Genomic DNA, 17,556 nt, shown 5'->3' with positions numbered 1-17,556 from the left:
GCTGCGGGCGGTCAGGACGCGGAGGGAGACCGGACCGCGGGATCCTGTCTCAGGTGCAGGACGGCGGGGCCGCCGCTCTCGCGCGCGCGGAGCAGGGCCGCGCGGAAGTCGGCGGTGGTGGACACCGTCTCTCCGTACCCGCCGAAGGATCGGGCCAACGCGGCGAAGTCGGGGTTGGTGAGGTGGGTGCCGGAGGGACGCCCCGGGTAGTGGTGTTCCTGGTGTTCGCGGATGGTGGCGTAGACGCCGTTGTCCACGACGATCACGACGAAGGACGCGCCGTAGCCGACCGCCGTCGCGATCTCCTGGCCGTTCATGAGGAAGCAGCCGTCCCCGGCCACGGAGACCACCTGGCGCCCGGGGTGGACGAGGGAGGCGGCGACGGCGGCCGGGACGCCCATGCCCATGGCGCCGTTGCGTGGGGCGAGGAGGGAGCCGCTGGAGCGGTGCTCCAGGTACCGGGCGGGCCAGAGCGCGTGGTTGCCCGCGCCGTAGGTGACGACGGCGTCGCCGTCGAGCTCCTCCCGCAGCACCGCCATGACGGCGGTGAGGTCGACGAAACCGTCCTCCGTGTCGGCGGTCCCCTCGGGTTCGGGGGTGGAGAAGGCCTCGTGGGAGGCGCGGGCCCGCTCCATCCGGTCGGCGTCGTGCCGGACGGCCTCGTCGCCGTGCTCGGTGAGCGCGGCGACGAACCCGGCGGGGGCGGCGGCCAGGTGCTGGTCGACGCGTCCGCTGTGGCCGAGGGGGTCACCGGGAAGCACGAGGATCGTCTCGGCGTCGCCGCCCAGGGTGTAGCCGTCGCTGAGCACGTCGGTGCGGGCCGTGCCCACGAACAGGGCCAGGTCGGCGCCGTCGAAGAGGGCGGCCGCAGCGTCGGCGCGGCCGTAACCGAGGGAGCCCGCGTAGGGGCTCGGTTCCCCCGGTACCCGGTGGGGCACGGCGTCGTAGGCGCGGAAGTCCGCGAGCACCGGGATCCGGCGCTCGCGGGCCCAGGCCGTGAGCGCGGCGCCGGTCGCGTCGGTCCAGGACTCGCCACCCACCACGATGACGGGCCGCTCGGCGCGGTCGACCCGCGCGACGACCTCGGCCACGGCCTCGGCGGAGGGGCGGCCGGTCGTGGCGGTGCGCGGCTCCACCACGGTTCCACCGGGCACCCGGACCCGGATGACGTCCTCGGGCAGACCGATCACGACGGGACCGGGGCGGCCGGAGCGCGCCGTGTGGACCGCCTCGGAGACCACCCGCGCGGCGGACGCCGGGTCGTCGAGCGTGACGACCTTCTTGGCCGTGCTGCCGAACCACCCGGTCAGGTCGAACTCCTGGAACGCCTCCCTGCCCCGGTCCGCGACGGGGATCAGCCCGACGAACAGCAGGAGCGGGGTGGCGTCCTGGTACGCGGTGTGCACCGCGACGAAGGCGTTGGCCGCGCCGGGCCCCCGGGTGACCATGGCCACGCCCGGCAGACCCGTGAGCCGCCCCTCCGCGAGCGCCATGAACCCGGCGCCGCCCTCGTGGCGGGTGACCACGGTGGTGACGGCGGAGTCGTACAGCCCGTCGAGGACGTCGAGGTAGGACTCCCCGGGCACCCCGTAGACGCGCCGGACTCCCTCGTGTTCGAGCTGGGCGACGATGAGGTGACCGGCGGAGCGGGCGGCGTCCGTCGGCGCGGGGCCTGTGGTGGACATCGTGGGTGGGGCCTTCCTTGTGGTGTCGGGGCGGGGGCGGTGGCGCGGGTGCCGGCGGGTCAGAGGGCGAGGAGGCCTTCGAGCGGTTCCCCGGCGCGGATGCGGGCGAGGAGTTCCGGTTCGGCCCGGTCCGAGCGGCGGGCGTCCTCGGCCAGGACGGGGTCGAACGTGTGCGGGTCCAGGACCAGCAGCCCGTTCTCGTCACCGAGGACGACGTCCCCGCCGCGCACCCTGACGCCGCCCACGGTGACGGGCGCGCCGACCCCGTCGAGGGCGGTGCCCAGGCGCTTGGTGGTGCGGCAGGTGGTGCCCCGGGCGTAGACGGGCAGTCCGCTCTCCGCCAGGGCGGAGTGGTCGGTGACGGGACCGTCCACGACCACGCCCGCACCGGCCCGGGCGACCACGGCGGCGACGGTGACCGCCCCGACGGGCGCGTGCGCCCCGCCGACCACCTCGACCACCAGGACCCCGCCCGGGGCGAGGCCGACCAGGGCACGGTTGACCGCGAGGGCGTCGGGAGTGGCCAGGCGGACGGTGTGCGCCACCCCGGCCATCCTGGGCACCGGGGTCAGGCGGCGGATGCCGGAGTCGCAGAACCCCTCCTCCAGCACGTGGCCGAGGGTGGGGATCTCGACGTCCGCCAAGGCGGCCAGGAGCGCGGCCGTCCGCGTGTCGGAGCCGGGTTCAGTCACGGGGCTCCCCCTCCCCGCGGTCCGCGAGGACCGCCACGCAGTCGATCTCCAGGGCGACGCCCCACAGGGAGACGCACACCGTGGTGCGGGCCGGGAGGGTGTGCCCGAACACCTCGCGGTAGACCCGGTTGTAGGTGTCGAGGTGGTCGGGGTCGGTGAGGTAGCCGTTGACCTTGACCACGTGGTCGAGCGAGCTGCCCGCCGCCTCCAGGACGGTGCGGAGGTTGCCGAGGGTGCGGGTGAGCTGTTCCGCGAAGGTGTCCGGGGCGCTTCCGGTGGCGTCCACCGGGAGCTGCCCGGAGGTGTACACGAAGCCGTGGGCGACCACCGCGTGGGAGAACGCGCCCACGGGTGCGGCGAGGCCGTCGACCGCGTCGATACGGACGGGGGTCATCGTCACACCGCCTTCCGGACGTCGGCGTCCACCTCGGCCTCGTCGAACCTGCTGCCGCCCGCGAGGGAGCGCAGCAGGAGCAGCGCGCCGAGCGAGAGCAGCGACGCGGCGACGATGTACCAGGCGATCGAGGAGCTCTGCCCGGACACGGACAGCAGCCACACCGTGGCGGCGGGGGTGGCGGCGGAGCCCAGGAGGCCGGAGAGCATGTACGCCACGGACAGCCCGGAGTAGCGGATCTTGGATCCGAACTGTTCGGCGAGGAAGGTCGCGATGGGGCCGTAGTTCGCGGAGAAGGCCAGCATCATCATCGCGTAGGCGACGAAGAGCAGCGGCACCGACCCGGAGTCGAGCATCCAGAAGAACGGGAAGGCCAGCAGCGCCTCGGCGGCCACTCCGGCCAGGATCACGGGCCTGCGGCCCAGGCTGTCGGAGAGGCGGCCGAAGAAGGGGATGGCCACGAACGCCAGGGAACAGGCGACCAGCACGGCCCACAGCATGAGGTTCTCGGAGTGGCCCAGCTCGGTGGTCCCGTAGTTGACTCCGGAGGTGACCAGGAGCGTGAACGTGGACCCGGTCGACAGGGTCGCGACGCCGCCGAGCAGGACCTGCTTCCAGTAGTTGCGCATCAGGTGGGCGAACGGGAGCTTGGCCTTGGCGCCCTGGTCCTTGACCTGCTGGAAGCTGGGGGTCTCCTCGATGTGCAGGCGGATGTAGATGCCCACGCCCACGAGCAGCGCGGACATCAGGAACGGCACGCGCCAGCCCCAGTTCAGGAAGGCCTCGTGGTCGACCGAGGCCAGGACGCCGAGGAAGGCGAGGTTGGCCAGGAGCGTGCCGACGGGCACGCCGACCTGCACCAGCGAGCCGTACCAGCCGCGCCGCTGGACCGGGGCGTGCTCCACGGTCATGAGGACCGCGCCGCCCCACTCGCCTCCCAGGGCCAGGCCCTGGATGAGCCTCAGGGTGAGCAGCAGGAGCGGGGCCGCGACGCCGATCGCGCGGTAGTCGGGGACCAGGCCGATGGCGACGGTGGCCACGCCCATGGTGATCAGGGAGATGAGCAGCATGGACTTGCGGCCCAGGCGGTCGCCGAAGTGCCCGAACAGGACCGCGCCCGCGGTTCGTGCCACGTAGGCCGACGCGAAGGTCAGGAAGGCCAGGATGGTGCCGACGGCGCCGTCGAGGTCGGGGAAGAAGACCTGGTTGAAGACGAGGGCGGAGGCGGTGCCGACGAGGAAGAGGTCGTACCACTCGACGGTGGTGCCGATGACGCTGGCGGTGGCGATCTTCCGCATCTTCGCCGGTTCGAGTCGGGCCGGGCCCGAGGAGGGGTCGACACCGGTGGGGGTGCTGGGGCTTGCGGTCATGAGGGTCTCCGTTTGAGCTGTGGAAACAGCGCGTTTGTCTCGCCTTCATGGTGCTGGTGTGGTGGGTGGGGATCAATCGGCATTCATCCACGCTCTGCGCCGCTACCCTGTGCGAATGCACAGTGCCATGTCACCGGACGGACCCGACCGGGACCCCGAACGCCCCCGGAACTCCCTGGTGGAGGCGGATTCGGACGCCGAGGCCGCCCCGCGCCCGACCCCGGAGACTGGTGTTTCCGCCATGTCGCCGGGGCGTAACGTTTCCGAGCACGAGCCGGTGCCCGACGGTGCCGACGCCGAGGCCTGGGCCCGCACGCTCGCGCTGCTGGCCGCCGACCGTGAGGCCCTGGTGGACGACTTCCTGCGGCGGTTGGACGGCCTCGGCGGGTACCGGGAACGGACGGTGCCCGACACCGACCTGCGCGCGACCGCGAGCGACACCCTCGACATGCTCATCCGCCAGATCGCGGGCCAGCCGCTCCCCGCCCACCTGGTCGGGCTGCCCGTACGGCTCGGCAGGCGCCGGGCCCGCCAGGGGGTCGCGCGCGAACGGCTGCTGGAGGCGGTCCGGCTCGACTTCCGCGTGCTGTGGGCCGGACTGGCGCGCGCCGGAGGGGCGGGCTCGGCGGACGTCCTCGTGCAGCACGCCGAGGAGATCCTCACCATCGTGGAGCGCTACATCGGTGACGTGCAGGTGGCCTTCCTGGAGGAACAGGCCGTACTGCTGCGGGACTCCCGCGCGCTCACCGCGCAGGCCCTCTCCCGTCTGCTGAACGCCGGGGACCGGGCCGCCGAGGTGGCCTCCGAGGTGGCGGGCACCCTCGGCCTGCCCGAGCGGGGCCGGTTCGAGGTGGCCTTCGTGACCGGCCTGCCCAGGGACGAGGCCTGGCGGCGCCTGGTCCGGGACCGCGAGCACGACCCGTGCCTCACCTGGGAGTTCGACGAGGGCACCGCGCTGGTCCGGGAGAGCGGCGGGGCGGGGTGGCCGCCCCTCCCCCGGGAGGTGAACGGCGGGCGGGTGTCCGGGGCGGACGGCCTGGCGTCGGTTCCGGCCGCGGTGGAGGCCGCCCGGGTGCTGGCCCGCTACGCCCGCCCGGGTGAGCTGGTCCAGGAGTCGCGTGCGTGGTCGGCCCTGGCGCGCGACCGGATCCGTGAGGCGCTGCCCGGTTTCGGCCGGGAGCACCTGCGCGGCATGGAACGACTCGACCCCGAGCACCGCGCGCGGCTCGTGGAGACGCTGTCCCACTACGCGGCGACGGGATCGGTCAAGGAGACGGCGACCTCGCTCTACTGCCACCGCAACACGGTGGTCAACCGGCTCCAGGCCTTCCGCGAGGCGACCGGCCTGGATCCGACCGTCCCCCGCGAGGCCGCCCTGGCCCTGGTCCTGTTCGCCGCCCCCGAGGGCCCGGGAACCCGGGAGCCGGGAGCCTGAGCACCGGCTCCCGGCGAGGTACGCCCGGCGGGGGTCGGGCGCGGGGGTCGGGGGACTCACTGAGCGTTCGCGGGACCGCCCCCGTCGTCGATCCCCTCGGGGGTGACGGTCTGGTCCAGGACGAACTCCACGTAGGCCTCGGCGTCCGGGCCGTGCGGCAGAGCCTCGGGGGTCGCGTGGACGAGCTGTGTGTAGCCGAGCCAGGTGGAGAAGGCCAGCAGGGCCCGCTGCCGCGCGCGGTCGGGTGTGGCACCCAGTTCCTCGTAGAGGGCCGCCACGTAGGCGATCCGGCGTTCGGTGACGCGCGAGACGGTGGCGGCCACGAGCGGGTGCGAGGCGGTGGCGAGCAGCGCCACCTCGATCCGGTTCTCCGGTGTCCGGGCGACGCCGAGGGTGACGTCGGTGAACAGGCGCCGGAGCCGGGCGCGGGCGTCCGGCTCGGACTCGACCCTGCGGACCACGGCCTCGGTGTGCTCGCGCTCCCACAGGTCCAGCGCCGCCGCGACCAGTGCGTCGCGGTTGGCGAAGTGCCAGTAGAAGCTGCCCTTGGTGGTGCCCAGCCGCGCGGCGATCGGTTCGACGGATACGGCGGCGAGTCCCCCCTCGCCCATCGCGGTGAGGGCCGCGCGGGCCCAGTCGGTCGCGGAGAGGCGTCCCCGGGTCTTCTCGTTGGCCATGTCCGTACGGTACCGTATGGAGACTTCCATACGGTGGCGTATGGAAGGCACGACGGAGGTCGTCATGGGACTGGTCCACAACACCCACCAACGTGAGATCCACGCGCCCGCCGAGGCCGTGGCCGGTCTCCTCGGCACGCTGGGAGGTGCGGAGGACCTCCTGTGGCCGAGCCCGGCGTGGATGCCGATGCGCCTGGACCGACCCCTGGGCGTCGGCGCCGACGGCGGCCACGGCCCCATCCGCTACCGGGTGAGCGCTTACGAGCCGGGTCGCCGGATCCGGTTCGCCTTCCGGCCCCCGACGCGGTTCGACGGCACCCACGCGTTCGAGGTCCGCCCCCTCGGCGAGGACCGGGCCCTGCTGCGCCACACCGTCACGGGCCGACCGCGCGGCCTCATGCGCCTCCTGTGGCCCCTCGCGGTGCGCCCGCTGCACGACGCCCTGATCGAGGACCTGTTCGACAACGCCGAACGCGCCGTGTCCGCGCGCTCCCCCCGGCCGGCACGCTGGTCACCCTGGGTCCGCGTGCTGCGGCTCCGCACCCGCCCCGTGGCCTCCGCGTGCCCCGTCCCGGAGGCCGCGCGGCTCGCGCACGACGCCCTCGACGGGGTTCGCCCCCTCGACGCCGTCGCGGTGCGGGCCCGGCCCGGCACCGGGGCCGGGCCCCAGGAGTGGGCGGACGCGGTCTTCCGCGACCCGCCCCGGTGGGTGCTCGGCCTGCTCCTGCTGCGCGAGGCCCTGGTGGGGCTGATCGGTGTCGAACGCGCCGGCCGCGAGGCCTTCGACACCGTGCGGTCCCGGCCCGGCGAGGTACTCCTGGGCACCGACTCCGGGCACCTGGACTTCCGCGCCTCCGTCCTGGTGGACACCGACGACGGGCGGGAGACGGTCACCCTCACCACGGTGGTACGGCTGCACAACCGGCGCGGGCGCCTGTACTGGGCGGTGGTCCGCCCGCTGCACCCCCTGGTGGTGCGCGCCATGCTCGGACGCGCCGCGCACCGCCTGGCGCACCGGGCGTGGACCGCCCGCCTCGGGACGCCCGTCGGGCACGAGGGATGAGGGAGGCCCGCAGTGTGCGGGCGTCACCTCCCCCGTGCCCGGAGCGTTGCGCGGCCGGGCCGTGGGCACGACCGGGCGGTTCGCGGGCGGGCGTGCGTGGGCTACGGCTGGCCGGAGACCAGGGCGCCGTCCTTCCAGACCGCCGCCACCTGGGGCACACCGGGACGGTAGGCCAGGTAGAGGTGGTTCGGGGCGTCGAGCAGCGTGAGGTCGGCGCGGGCCCCCGGTGAGAGGCGTCCGACGTCGTCGCGGCGCAGCGCCAGCGCCCCACCCATGGTGGCCGCCCACACGGCCTCGTCCGGGGTCATACCCATGTCCCGCACGCCCACCGCGATACAGAAGGCCAGGCTGGACGTGAAGCACGAACCCGGGTTGCAGTCGCTGGCCAGGGCCACGACCGCGCCCGCATCGATGAGGGAACGGGCGTCCGGGTAGGGCTGGCGGGTGGAGAAGTCCACCCCGGGCAGCAGCGTGGCCACCGTGGGCTCGGGACGCTTGGCGGCCTGCGCGAGGGCGTCCACGTCCTCACCGGACAGGTAGGTGCAGTGGTCGACGGAGGCGGCCCCCAGCTCCACCGCCAGGCGGACCCCGGGCCCCTCACCCAGCTGGTTGCCGTGGACGCGGGGCAGGAGCCCACGGGCCATCCCCGCGGTGAGCACCCGGCGGGAGGCCTCCTCGTCGAAGGCCCCGCGCTCGCAGAACACGTCCACCCAGCGGGCGTGCGGGGCACAGGCGTCCAGCATGGGACCGGTGACCAGGTCCACGTAGGCGGTCGGGTCGTCAGCGTACTCGGGGGCGACCACGTGGGCGCCCAGGAAGGTGACCTCGTCGGTGACCCGACCGGCCACCTCCAGGGACCGGCGCTCGTCCTCCACGGTGAGCCCGTATCCGGACTTGACCTCCAGGGTCGTGGTGCCCTGGGCCTGCGCCTCGCGGACGAACCGTCGGGCCCCGGCCAGGAGTTCGGCGTCCGTGGCGGCGCGGGTGGCCGCCACCGTGGTACGGATACCGCCCGCCGAGTACGGGGTGCCACTCATCCGGGCGGCGAACTCGCGGCTGCGGTCCCCCGCGAACACGATGTGGGAGTGGCTGTCCACGAACCCCGGCAGGACGCAGCGCCCGGCGGCGTCCACCCGGGCGTCGGCGGCGGGCGCCTGCGCGCGCGGTCCCGCCCAGGCCACGCGGCCGTCCTCGATCACGAGGGCGGCGTCGCCGATCTCACCCAGCGGCCCCTCCCCCACCTCCGGGTCGTTGGTGACCAGGGTGCCGATCGCGTCGACGAGGATCGTGCCGGGGGTCGCGGGCGTGGCGTCGGGGCCGGTCGGGGTCACAGCAGCTCCTTGATGGCGGCGTCGAGTTCTCGGGCGGTGTCGGGCAGGCGGACGTGCACGCCGTCGCGGACGGTCCACTCCCCGTCCACCATCACGTGCCGCACGTCGGCGGCGGTGGCGGCGAAGACCACGGCGTCGGTGGCGCGCGCGGGGTCGGCCCCGGCCAGACGCACGTGGTCCAGGGACACGTTGACCAGGTCGGCGCGGGCGCCGGGGACCAGGGTCCCGGCGTCGTGCCAGCCGAGTCCGGCGTGGCCGTCGACGGTGGCGGCGCGCAGCAGCTCTCCGCTGCCCAGGGTGCCCCGGCGGTGCGTGCGCAGGCGTTCGTGCAGCTCCACGGCACGGGCCTCCTCGAACAGATCCAGCTGGGCGTGCTGGTCGGTTCCCAGACTGAGCGGGATCGGGTGTGGGGCGGCCACGAGGTCACCGGTGCGCGGCAGACCGTCGGCCAGGTCGCGCTCGGTGGTCGGGCACAGGCACACGGCGGACCCGTGGTCACGGACGGTGTGCACGTCGGCGTCGGTGAGGTGGGTGGCGTGCACCAGGGTGGTGCGTTCGGTGAGCGCCCCCGCATCGGCCAGCACACGAACCGGGGTGGTTCCGTGGGCGGCCAGGCAGGCGGCGTTCTCGGCGGGCTGCTCGGAGACGTGGACGTGCAGGGGCAGCCCGCCCGCGTCCGCGAACCCGGCGACGGTGGACAGGTCGGCGGCGGGGACCGCCCGGACCGAGTGCGCGGCGGCGCCCACCCGGGCGTGCCTCCCCGAGGGGGCGAAGGCGCCGACCCGCGCGGCCCAGGCGTCGGCGGTGCCGTCACCGAAGCGCAGCTGCGGACCGGTCAGGGGCAGGTGGGTGCCGTCCTCCGCGAACCCGCCGGACAGGTAGCACACGTCCAGCAGCGTGATCCGTACCCCGGCGTCGGCGGCGGCCTCGACCAGGGCCTCTCCCATCGCGTTGGGGTCGGCGTAGGGCCGCCCCCCGGGACCGTGGTGCAGGTAGTGGAACTCGCCCACACAGGCGACCCCGGCCAGGGCCATCTCGGCGTAGGCGGCCCGGGCCAGGCGGAGGTAGGAGTCCGGGTCGAGGCGCGCGGCCGCCCGGTACATCACCTCGCGCCAGGTCCAGAAGGAGCCGCCGTCCGTGTGGGTGCGGCCGCGCAGCGCCCGGTGGAAGGCGTGCGAGTGGGCGTTGGCCAGACCGGGCAGGGTGAGGCCGGGCAGGCGTTCGGCGCCGTCCGGGGCGGACCCCGCCACGACCGAGGCCAGCCGTCCGGCGCCGTCCACGGTGAGGAGCACCCCCGGTTCGGGTGCCGCGCCGCCGAGCCACGCCCACTCGCACCAGTACCGGCGCGGCCCCGTCACCGCGTCCCTCCGGGCACGGCGAGCAGGTCGGCCAGAACGTCCGCCAGGGCGAGGACCCCGGCGTGGGAGTCCTCGGGGCGGGCCCACTCCTGCGGGGAGTGGGAGATCCCGGTCGGGTTGCGCACGTACAGCATCGCCGTGGGCACGTGAGCGGAGAGCACACCGGCGTCGTGCCCGGCCCCGGTGGGCAGCACGGGGACCGGGCCCGCGGACTCGGCGGCGCGGCCGCCCACGATCCCCGCGAGCCGGTCGCGGAGGTCGTGGGAGAACTCCACGAGGGGCGTGGTGGACTCGGCGGTCATCGCGAGCGAGACCCCGTGGTCGCGGGCGGCCCGGTCGGCGGCCTCCCGTACGCCCTCCACCACCGACTCCAGGGCGGCGCGGTCGGCGGCGCGGGCGTCCAGCCAGGCACTGACCAGTGAGGGGATCGCGTTGGTGCCGTTGGGGGTGATGAGGCCCTTGGCCACGGTGGCCCGGGCCTCGTGCCGCTCGGCCTGGGCGCGGGCGGCCAGGATCGTGTGGGCGAACGGGAGCATGGGGTCCGCGCGGTCCTCCAGGCGGGTGGTGCCCGCGTGGTCGGCCCGGCCCCGGAAGTCCATCCGCCACCGGCCGTGCGGCCAGATCGCGCTGGCCACACCCACGGCGTGGTCGGTGTCCTCCAGGGCACGCCCCTGCTCCACGTGCAGCTCGACGAACACGTCCAGCCAGGAGAGGAGCGCGGGGTCGGGTCCGATCGCCTCGGGGTCCAGCCCCGCCCCCGCCATGGCCCGCTCCCAGGTGACACCGGAGGCGTCGGTGAGGGACCGCGCGCGTGCCGGGTCGATCTCCCCGGTGCTCAGGCGGCTGCCCAGGCAGGGCACCCCGAACCGGCCGCCCTCCTCCTCGACGAACACGCCCAGGACCAGCGGCCGCGCGGGGGTGAACCCGCGGGCGCGCAGCTCGTCCACGGCGGCCAGGGCGCTGGCCACCCCGAGGGGACCGTCGAAGGCTCCGCCGTCGGGCACGGAGTCCAGGTGGGAGCCGGTGGCCACGGCGCCCGGACCGGGCGTGCCCCACCAGGCCCAGAGGTTGCCGTTGCGGTCGGTGCGCACGTCCAGGTCCCGGGCGGCGGCCGCCTCGGTGAACCAGGCGCGGGCGTCGGTGTCGGCGCCCGCCCAGGTGTGGCGGTGGTAGCCGCCGCTGTCGGCAGAGCGCCCCACCGGAGCCAGGTCGGCCCAGAGCTGGTCGAAGCTCACTCGCCCTCCTTCATGGGGACGCGGATGCCGTGCGCGTCCGCGACCCGCTCCGCCTCCTCGTAACCGGCGTCCACGTGGCGGATGACGCCCATGGCGGGGTCGTTGGTGAGCACCCGCTGGAGCTTGGCGGCGGCCAGCTCGGTGCCGTCCGCGACACTCACCTGACCGGCGTGGATGGAGCGGCCCATGCCGACCCCGCCGCCGTGGTGGATGGACACCCAGGAGGCACCGGAGGAGGTGTTGACCAGGGCGTTGAGCAGCGGCCAGTCGGCGATCGCGTCCGATCCGTCCTTCATGCCCTCGGTCTCGCGGTAGGGCGAGGCGACCGACCCGGTGTCCAGGTGGTCACGACCGATGGCCAGCGGAGCGGTGATCTCCCCGGAGGCCACCAGCTCGTTGAAGCGCTGCCCGGCGGCGGCCCGCTCACCCTGGCCCAGCCAGCAGATCCGGGCGGGCAGGCCCTGGAAGGCGACCCGCTCGCGCGCCATGCGGATCCACCGGGCCAGGTGCTCGTTGTCGGGGAACAGGTCGAGGATGGCGTCGTCGGTGCGGGCGATGTCGGCGGGGTCGCCGGACAGCGCGGCCCAGCGGAACGGGCCCTTGCCCTCGCAGAACAGGGGACGGATGTAGGCGGGCACGAAGCCGGGGAAGTCGAAGGCGCGGGTGAAGCCGCCCTCGCGCGCCTCGTCGCGGATGGAGTTCCCGTAGTCGAAGACCTCCGCGCCCGCGTCGAGGAAGCCGACCATGGCCTCCACGTGCGCGGCCATGGACTCGCGGGCCCGGACGGTGAACTCCTCGGGCTTGGCCGCCGCCAGGGCCTTCCAGTCCTCGAAGGAGACGCCCACCGGCAGGTAGGCCAGCGGGTCGTGGGCCGAGGTCTGGTCGGTGACGACGTCGATCGGCGCGCCGCGGGACAGGAGTTCGGGGAAGACCTCGGCGGCGTTGCCGAGGACGCCGATGGACAGCGGGCGGCGTTCGTCTCGGGCGCGCACGGCCAGGTCGAGCGCCTCGTCCAGGCTGTCGGCGCGCACGTCCAGGTAGCGGTGCTCGATACGGCGGTCGATGCGGCTGCCGTCGCACTCGACCACGATCGCCACGCCGTCGTTCATGGTGACGGCCAGGGGCTGGGCGCCGCCCATGCCGCCGAGCCCGGCGGTCAGCGTGATGGTTCCGGCCAGGGTGCCGCCGAACTTCTTGGCGGCCACGGCCGCGAAGGTCTCGTAGGTGCCCTGGAGGATCCCCTGCGTGCCGATGTAGATCCACGAACCGGCGGTCATCTGCCCGTACATGGTCAGGCCCTCGGCCTCCAGGCGGCGGAACTCGGGCCAGTTGGCCCAGTCCCCCACCAGGTTGCTGTTGGCCAGCAGCACGCGCGGCGCCCACTCGTGGGTGCGCATGATCCCCACGGGGCGGCCGGACTGCACGAGCAGCGTCTCGTCGCCCTCCAGGTCGCGCAGGGAGGCGGTGATGCGGTCGAAGCTGCGCCAGTCCCGCGCGGCCCTGCCGGTGCCGCCGTAGACCACCAGGTCCTCGGGGTGCTCGGCCACCTCGGGGTCGAGGTTGTTGTGGAACATGCGCAGGGCCGCCTCCTGCTGCCAGCCCTTGGCCGACAGGGTGAGGCCGCGGGCCGCGCGGACGGTGCGTGGGTTGCTCATCGGGGTCTCCTTGGGGGCTAGGCGAGCGGGGTGACGGTCTCGGCGGCCTCGACGACCGAGCCGTCCGCGACCAGGGCGGCCACGGCGGCGATCTCCGGGGCCAGGTAGCGGTCGGGGCCGGGACCGTCGACCCGTTCGCGCACGGTGCGCAGGACCGCTCCGGTGGCGGGGCCGGGCTCCAGCGGGGAACGCAGGTCCAGGGCACGGGCGGCGGTCAGCAGCTCGACGGCCAGCACGGTGGTGAGTCCGTCCACCGCGCGGCGCAGCTTGCGGGCGGCGGCCCAGCCCATGGAGACGTGGTCCTCCTGCATGGCCGAGCTCGGGATGGAGTCGACGCTGGCGGGAACGGCCAGGCGCTTGAGCTCGGAGACGATGGCGGCCTGGGTGTACTGGGCGATCATGTGGCCCGAGTCCACGCCGGGGTCGTCCGCGAGGAAGGCCGGAAGGCCGTGCGAACGGGCGACGTCGAGCATGCAGTCCGTGCGGCGTTCAGCGATCGACGCCGTGTCGGCCACGGCCACGGCCAGGAAGTCCAGGACGTAGGCGACCGGCGCACCGTGGAAGTTGCCGTTGGACTCCACGCGGCCGTCGTCGAGCACGACCGGGTTGTCGATGACGCTGTCCAGCTCGCGCCCGGCCACGAGCAGGGCGTGGGTGAGGGTGTCGCGTGCGGCACCGGCCACCTGCGGGGCGCAGCGCAGCGAGTAGGCGTCCTGGACCCGGTTGCAGTCCGGCCCCCGGTGGGAGGCGACGATCGGTGAGTCCGCGAGCATCGCGCGCAGGTTCGAGGCGGAGGCGGCCTGACCCGGGTGCGGGCGCAGCCTCTGGAGCTCCTCCGCGAAGACCCGGTCGGTGCCGAGCAGCGCCTCGACGCTCATGGCGGCGGTGATGTCGGCGACCTTGAGCAGGCGCTCCAGGTCCATGCAGGCGATGGCGAGCATGCCGAGCATGCCGTCCGTGCCGTTGATGAGGGCCAGGCCCTCCTTGGCTCCGAGCTCCACGGGCGTGATTCCCGCCGAGGCCAGGGCCTCCCCGGCGTCCCTGAGCTCACCGGCGGCGTCACGGACCCGCCCCTCTCCCATGAGGGCCAGGGCGACGTGGGACAGCGGGGCCAGGTCACCCGAGCAGCCCAGGCTGCCGTACTCGTGGACGACGGGGGTGATCCCGGCGTTGAGCAGGGCGGCCAGGGTCTCGACGGTGACGACCTGGACCCCGGTGTTGCCCGAGGCCAGAGTGCGCAGGCGCAGCAGCATCAGGGCGCGCACGACCTCCCGCTCCACCTCGGGGCCGGCCCCGGCGGCGTGCGAGCGGATGAGGGAGCGCTGGAGGCGGGCGCGCAGGTCGGGGGCGATGTGCCGGGTGGCCAGCGCGCCGAACCCCGTGCTGACGCCGTAGGCGGGCACCTCGCCCCGGGCGAGCGCCTCGACCTGCTCACGGCCGTGGCGCACGGCTTTGCGGGTGTCCTCGCTGAGGACGACGTGGGCGCCCTCGCGGGCGACGGAGAGGACCTGGGCCGGGGTGAGCGGAGCACCGCCGACGGCAACGGAAGGAACTGCTGTGGACATGCCCCCATTCGACCCTGTCCGCGACCCCGCCGGAAGAGCCAACACGGCGGAACCGTCCGAGATACCAGACACCCGGGCTCGTCCGAGGTAGTGCCGCATGTCGTGGCACCCTTGGGGGCATGAGTGTTGTTCCGGCCGCCACGCGCGCGCTGCGGCTGCTGCGCTTCCTGGCCTCGCGGCCGGGGCCGGTCTCGGCCTCGGCCATCGCCAACGGGCTCGGCCTGCCCCGCTCCAGCGTCTACCAGCTGTTGGAGGCGATGGCCGAGGAGGGGTTCGTGACCCACCTGCCCGAGGAGCGGCGGTGGGGCCTGGGGGTCGCGGCCTTCGAGATCGGTTCGGCCTACCTGCGCCACGACGGCATCGAGCGGCTGGCCCGTCCGCTGTTGCACCAGCTCACCGAGACCACCGGGGCCACCGCGCACCTGGGGGTGCTCCATGGCGCGGACACGCTGTACCTGCTCAAGGAGCAGCCGCCGCACGCGCCCACGCTGATCACCGGGGTGGGCGTGCGCCTGCCCGCGCACCTGACCGCGTCGGGGCGGGCCATGCTGGCCCGGCTCCCCCGCGCCCAGGTGCGGGCGCTCTACCCGGACACGGGTGCCTTCACCGACCGCACCGGGCGCGGGCCCACCACGCCCGGGGAACTGCGGGACCTGCTGACCCAGGAGCGCCAGCAGGGGTGGTCGATCGAGAGCGGGCAGGTCACCGAGGGGTTCCTCTCGGTGGCGGCGGCCGCCTCGGACCACAACGGGCGCCCGGCCGCGGCGATCAGCCTGACCGTCCCGGTCGCGCGTCCGGTCACCCCCCGGGCCCTGGCCGGACGGGTGCGGGACGCCGCCGGTGAACTCACGCGCAGACTCAGCGGCCGGTCCTAGCGGCGCTGGCGCAGCGGCGGGGTCCGCTCCACGACCGAGGGCAGGGGCGCGGTGCGCTCCACCATCTTCAGGATGTGCTCCTTGATGTCGCGCGGCACCTGCACGTAGAACTGCGTGGCCGCCTCGGGGTCGACCTCCAGGTCCAGGCTCTCCGGGGTCTCGGCCCAGCTGGGCAGTTCGGGGTCGGTGCGGTGGGTGTCCAGCGCGAACTCGATGAAGTACGTGATCCTGCGGCCACCGGTGTGGACCTCGCGGATGCGGCGGATCTCGGACCAGGCGATGAAGGTGCCCTCGCCGGGGAACCACCACTTGCGTTCCTGGAGCACGGTGACGCCGTCGCTGTCGGCGCTGATGCCCTGGCGGGTGATGCGCTGGGGCAGCCCCCGCACGAGGAAGACGTTGCTGCCGGGGCCGATGAAGAACATGACCAGCGCCGCGAACGCCCACAGGGAGACGGAGCCGACCGTGGTGTCCTCACGCATGACGTGCCAGAGCATGGATCCCACCACCACCACGAACCCCAGGGTGAGGCCGCCGGAGAAGTAGGCCGCCGTCATCCACATGCGCGTGTTGGGGCCGCGCAGACTGACGTAGCGGCGCAGATGGGACACGCTCGCGGGTCGCTGGGTCAGGTCCGAGGGGACACCCCGTGTCTCAGGGGGGACGTCCGATGCTTCGGGGGAGGCCATACCTCCATTCTTCCAAGCTTCCGAGGTGCTTGGTGCCCCTCCTTCCCGGCCATGTGCGGTCAATCCCGGCGAACGCCTGATGTCCGCACCTCTCCGGCGCTACAGTCCTTTCACATGAGGCGCAGCACGCGAGAGTACGAGACCGCACTCCTGGTGGACGGGGAGGTCCTGGTCATCGAGGGGATCGTCTACCGGGGGCGGACCATGCTCGACGAGGAGGGGGCGGAGCGGTTCGCACCCCTGGAGCGTTGGGCCACGACCGTGGCCGAGAGCCTGGGCAGGCCCGTGACCTGGAGGGCGGAGGCCAAGAACGAACCCGAGGCCCGGGGCACCGCGCGGCCCGGGGAGGTGCTTCAGAACCGCCTGGCGCTCTGAGCACCGCACTTGGCGCACTGGAACTTGCGGTCGTCACCGAGAATCCAGTCGTGGTCTCCGCCGGTGGGGCACGCTGACATCGACACCAACTCCTCAGGAAGGGGGCTTCGGGGGTGTGTCGGTCATCGTATTTCCCACCAGCCACACCAGTCTCGGGAATGAGAAGATACCTGGATCCCTCATGTCCGACGTGGTGTCGCCGGGCACGCGCAGGGGCCCGCGTCCGGTCCGGTGACCGGTCGCGGGCCCCTGCGAAGCCCTAGTTCTGGGAGGCCCTCATGTGGGCCTCGACCGCGGCGCGGTCGGCGCGGAGCTTGGCCAGCGCCTCATCGAGGATGAGCTTGCCCTCCTCCTCGCTGCGCCGCTCCTTCACGTACGCCAGGTGGGTCTTGTACGGCTCGGTGCGCGGCGGCGACGGCGGGTTGGCCTTGTCCTTGCCCGCGGGGAAGCCGCAGCGCGGGCAGTCCCACTCGTCGGGAACGGCGGCCTCGCTGGCGAAGCTGGGAATGACCTCGTGCAGGTTCGCACAGTAGAACGGGACCCGGACGCGGGGAGCGGCCTCGCCCCGCTCCGCCTCGCCCATAGGGCCAGCTCCGACTCGGCTGCCACGAATGGCGCTGCCACTACCCACGAAAAACTCCTTCAGCGAACTCGCTGCCTGACTCGGGCGAGATTGTCTTGGACGAGGGGGCCGCGGCCGATCGGCGCGCTACATTCCCCGGTTGATGAGCAGACCGAGGATGACGATCGTCACGATCCACGTGATCGCGATCCCGATGGTCATCCGGTCGAGGTTGCGCTCGACCACGGAGGAGCCGCCGAGCGAGGACGTGACACCGCCGCCGAACATGTCGGACAGGCCACCGCCCTTGCCCTTGTGCATCAGCACGAGGAGGACCAACAGCACACTGAGAAGCATCACGAAGATGGACAGACCGAGGATCACACGCTCACCCGTAGCTCGACCCCGCAGCAGGGGGGGAATGGACACCTCGATCCCCCTTTTCCCACCCGTACCAGGGCCGACAGGAGGTGTCGGTCCGGAGCGGGCCACGGAAGGAGGAGACCGGGGACGTTTTCGGATTTTACCGTGCCGGTGAAGGCACGCGCGGGAAAACCCCAAGGCAGGGAATTCCCCACAGCGAAGTCTAGCCCGA

General features: G+C 73.7%; 17 protein-coding genes. 4 read left to right on the top strand and 13 right to left on the bottom strand.

Annotated features, from left to right (window positions below):
• Positions 1-11: 11 nt before the first annotated feature.
• The 4 genes from ACFW3L_RS11775 to ACFW3L_RS11760 are packed head-to-tail and all read right to left on the bottom strand — an operon-like array spanning position 12 to position 4,141.
• Positions 12-1,685 carry a thiamine pyrophosphate-dependent enzyme gene (locus ACFW3L_RS11775; protein WP_378739182.1) on the bottom strand — a complete coding sequence of 558 codons (1,674 nt, stop codon included), beginning with the start codon at positions 1,683-1,685 and terminating at the stop codon, positions 12-14.
• 59 nt (positions 1,686-1,744) lie between these two features.
• Positions 1,745-2,377 carry an RraA family protein gene (locus ACFW3L_RS11770; protein WP_378739180.1) on the bottom strand — a complete coding sequence of 211 codons (633 nt, stop codon included), beginning with the start codon at positions 2,375-2,377 and terminating at the stop codon, positions 1,745-1,747.
• Positions 2,370-2,771, bottom strand: coding sequence for a RidA family protein (locus tag ACFW3L_RS11765; protein WP_378739178.1), 402 nt, complete (start codon positions 2,769-2,771; stop codon positions 2,370-2,372). Before ACFW3L_RS11765 ends, ACFW3L_RS11770 begins: the two co-directional genes overlap by 8 nt.
• A 2-nt stretch (positions 2,772-2,773) precedes the next feature.
• Positions 2,774-4,141, bottom strand: a complete 1,368-nt coding sequence (locus ACFW3L_RS11760) for an MFS transporter (protein WP_378739176.1) — start codon at positions 4,139-4,141, stop codon at positions 2,774-2,776.
• Between the two features lie 115 nt (positions 4,142-4,256).
• Here ACFW3L_RS11760 and ACFW3L_RS11755 point away from each other — a divergent pair, with 115 nt between their 5' ends.
• The gene (locus tag ACFW3L_RS11755) at positions 4,257-5,576 is read left to right on the top strand and encodes a helix-turn-helix domain-containing protein (protein WP_378739174.1); all 1,320 of its coding nucleotides are present in this window, start codon (positions 4,257-4,259) and stop codon (positions 5,574-5,576) included.
• A 56-nt stretch (positions 5,577-5,632) separates the two neighbouring features.
• On the opposite strand, the gene ACFW3L_RS11750 is transcribed toward ACFW3L_RS11755, so the two are convergent.
• Entirely contained in the window at positions 5,633-6,253 is a 621-nt protein-coding gene (locus ACFW3L_RS11750; protein ID WP_378739172.1) for a TetR/AcrR family transcriptional regulator, read from the bottom strand.
• Positions 6,254-6,293: 40 nt separating this feature from the next.
• Here ACFW3L_RS11750 and ACFW3L_RS11745 point away from each other — a divergent pair, with 40 nt between their 5' ends.
• On the top strand, positions 6,294-7,316 hold the full coding sequence (locus tag ACFW3L_RS11745; protein ID WP_378739170.1) for a DUF2867 domain-containing protein: 1,023 nt from the start codon (positions 6,294-6,296) through the stop codon (positions 7,314-7,316).
• Between the two features lie 101 nt (positions 7,317-7,417).
• On the opposite strand, the gene hutI is transcribed toward ACFW3L_RS11745, so the two are convergent.
• Genes hutI through hutH form a run of 5 tightly spaced genes read right to left on the bottom strand, consistent with a single transcriptional unit; the run spans position 7,418 to position 14,460 of the window.
• The gene (gene hutI / locus ACFW3L_RS11740) at positions 7,418-8,647 is read right to left on the bottom strand and encodes an imidazolonepropionase (protein ID WP_378739168.1); all 1,230 of its coding nucleotides are present in this window, start codon (positions 8,645-8,647) and stop codon (positions 7,418-7,420) included.
• A complete protein-coding gene (locus tag ACFW3L_RS11735; protein ID WP_378739166.1) occupies positions 8,644-10,005 on the bottom strand; it encodes a formimidoylglutamate deiminase in 1,362 nt (453 codons plus the stop codon). Before ACFW3L_RS11735 ends, hutI begins: the two co-directional genes overlap by 4 nt.
• Positions 10,002-11,240, bottom strand: coding sequence for an allantoate amidohydrolase (locus ACFW3L_RS11730; protein WP_378739164.1), 1,239 nt, complete (start codon positions 11,238-11,240; stop codon positions 10,002-10,004). The genes ACFW3L_RS11735 and ACFW3L_RS11730 overlap by 4 nt, the downstream gene beginning before the upstream one ends.
• Complete coding sequence (hutU, locus tag ACFW3L_RS11725; RefSeq protein WP_378739161.1) at positions 11,237-12,895, bottom strand: urocanate hydratase; 1,659 nt, start codon at positions 12,893-12,895, stop codon at positions 11,237-11,239. The genes ACFW3L_RS11730 and hutU overlap by 4 nt, the downstream gene beginning before the upstream one ends.
• 17 nt (positions 12,896-12,912) lie before the next feature.
• The gene (hutH, locus tag ACFW3L_RS11720) at positions 12,913-14,460 is read right to left on the bottom strand and encodes a histidine ammonia-lyase (protein WP_378739159.1); all 1,548 of its coding nucleotides are present in this window, start codon (positions 14,458-14,460) and stop codon (positions 12,913-12,915) included.
• 119 nt (positions 14,461-14,579) lie between these two features.
• Between hutH and ACFW3L_RS11715 the strand changes: the two genes are divergently transcribed.
• Positions 14,580-15,335 carry an IclR family transcriptional regulator gene (locus ACFW3L_RS11715; RefSeq protein ID WP_378739157.1) on the top strand — a complete coding sequence of 252 codons (756 nt, stop codon included), beginning with the start codon at positions 14,580-14,582 and terminating at the stop codon, positions 15,333-15,335.
• Here ACFW3L_RS11715 and ACFW3L_RS11710 read toward each other — a convergent pair.
• Positions 15,332-16,024, bottom strand: coding sequence for a hypothetical protein (locus ACFW3L_RS11710; RefSeq protein WP_378739155.1), 693 nt, complete (start codon positions 16,022-16,024; stop codon positions 15,332-15,334). The genes ACFW3L_RS11715 and ACFW3L_RS11710 overlap by 4 nt on opposite strands.
• A 114-nt stretch (positions 16,025-16,138) precedes the next feature.
• Between ACFW3L_RS11710 and ACFW3L_RS11705 the strand changes: the two genes are divergently transcribed.
• Positions 16,139-16,399, top strand: a complete 261-nt coding sequence (locus ACFW3L_RS11705; protein ID WP_378739152.1) for a hypothetical protein — start codon at positions 16,139-16,141, stop codon at positions 16,397-16,399.
• A gap of 259 nt (positions 16,400-16,658) precedes the next feature.
• On the opposite strand, the gene ACFW3L_RS11700 is transcribed toward ACFW3L_RS11705, so the two are convergent.
• Together ACFW3L_RS11700 and secG are read right to left on the bottom strand one after the other, a co-directional pair.
• Entirely contained in the window at positions 16,659-17,030 is a 372-nt protein-coding gene (locus tag ACFW3L_RS11700) for an RNA polymerase-binding protein RbpA (protein ID WP_083926821.1), read from the bottom strand.
• A gap of 78 nt (positions 17,031-17,108) precedes the next feature.
• Complete coding sequence (gene secG / locus ACFW3L_RS11695) at positions 17,109-17,345, bottom strand: preprotein translocase subunit SecG (protein ID WP_352387973.1); 237 nt, start codon at positions 17,343-17,345, stop codon at positions 17,109-17,111.
• Positions 17,346-17,556 lie beyond the last annotated feature (211 nt).

Source organism: Nocardiopsis sp. NPDC058789 (genome assembly GCF_042745575.1).
Lineage (GTDB): Bacteria > Actinomycetota > Actinomycetes > Streptosporangiales > Streptosporangiaceae > Nocardiopsis > Nocardiopsis eucommiae.
Note: the sequence above shows the minus strand (reverse complement) of the source record. Positions and strands in the feature narration are given on the sequence as shown.

Bases quoted from the DNA above. Each gene is read 5' to 3' on its own strand.
- ACFW3L_RS11775 (WP_378739182.1), bottom strand. From the start codon at position 1,685: ATGTCCACCACAGGCCCCGCGCCGACGGACGCCGCCCGCTCCGCCGGT.
- ACFW3L_RS11765 (WP_378739178.1), bottom strand. From the start codon at position 2,771: ATGACCCCCGTCCGTATCGACGCGGTCGACGGCCTCGCCGCACCCGTG.
- ACFW3L_RS11760 (WP_378739176.1), bottom strand. From the start codon at position 4,141: ATGACCGCAAGCCCCAGCACCCCCACCGGTGTCGACCCCTCCTCGGGC.
- ACFW3L_RS11755 (WP_378739174.1), top strand. From the start codon at position 4,257: ATGCACAGTGCCATGTCACCGGACGGACCCGACCGGGACCCCGAACGC.
- ACFW3L_RS11750 (WP_378739172.1), bottom strand. From the start codon at position 6,253: ATGGCCAACGAGAAGACCCGGGGACGCCTCTCCGCGACCGACTGGGCC.
- ACFW3L_RS11745 (WP_378739170.1), top strand. From the start codon at position 6,294: ATGGAAGGCACGACGGAGGTCGTCATGGGACTGGTCCACAACACCCAC.
- hutU (WP_378739161.1), bottom strand. From the start codon at position 12,895: ATGAGCAACCCACGCACCGTCCGCGCGGCCCGCGGCCTCACCCTGTCG.
- hutH (WP_378739159.1), bottom strand. From the start codon at position 14,460: ATGTCCACAGCAGTTCCTTCCGTTGCCGTCGGCGGTGCTCCGCTCACC.
- ACFW3L_RS11715 (WP_378739157.1), top strand. From the start codon at position 14,580: ATGAGTGTTGTTCCGGCCGCCACGCGCGCGCTGCGGCTGCTGCGCTTC.
- ACFW3L_RS11710 (WP_378739155.1), bottom strand. From the start codon at position 16,024: ATGGCCTCCCCCGAAGCATCGGACGTCCCCCCTGAGACACGGGGTGTC.
- ACFW3L_RS11705 (WP_378739152.1), top strand. From the start codon at position 16,139: ATGAGGCGCAGCACGCGAGAGTACGAGACCGCACTCCTGGTGGACGGG.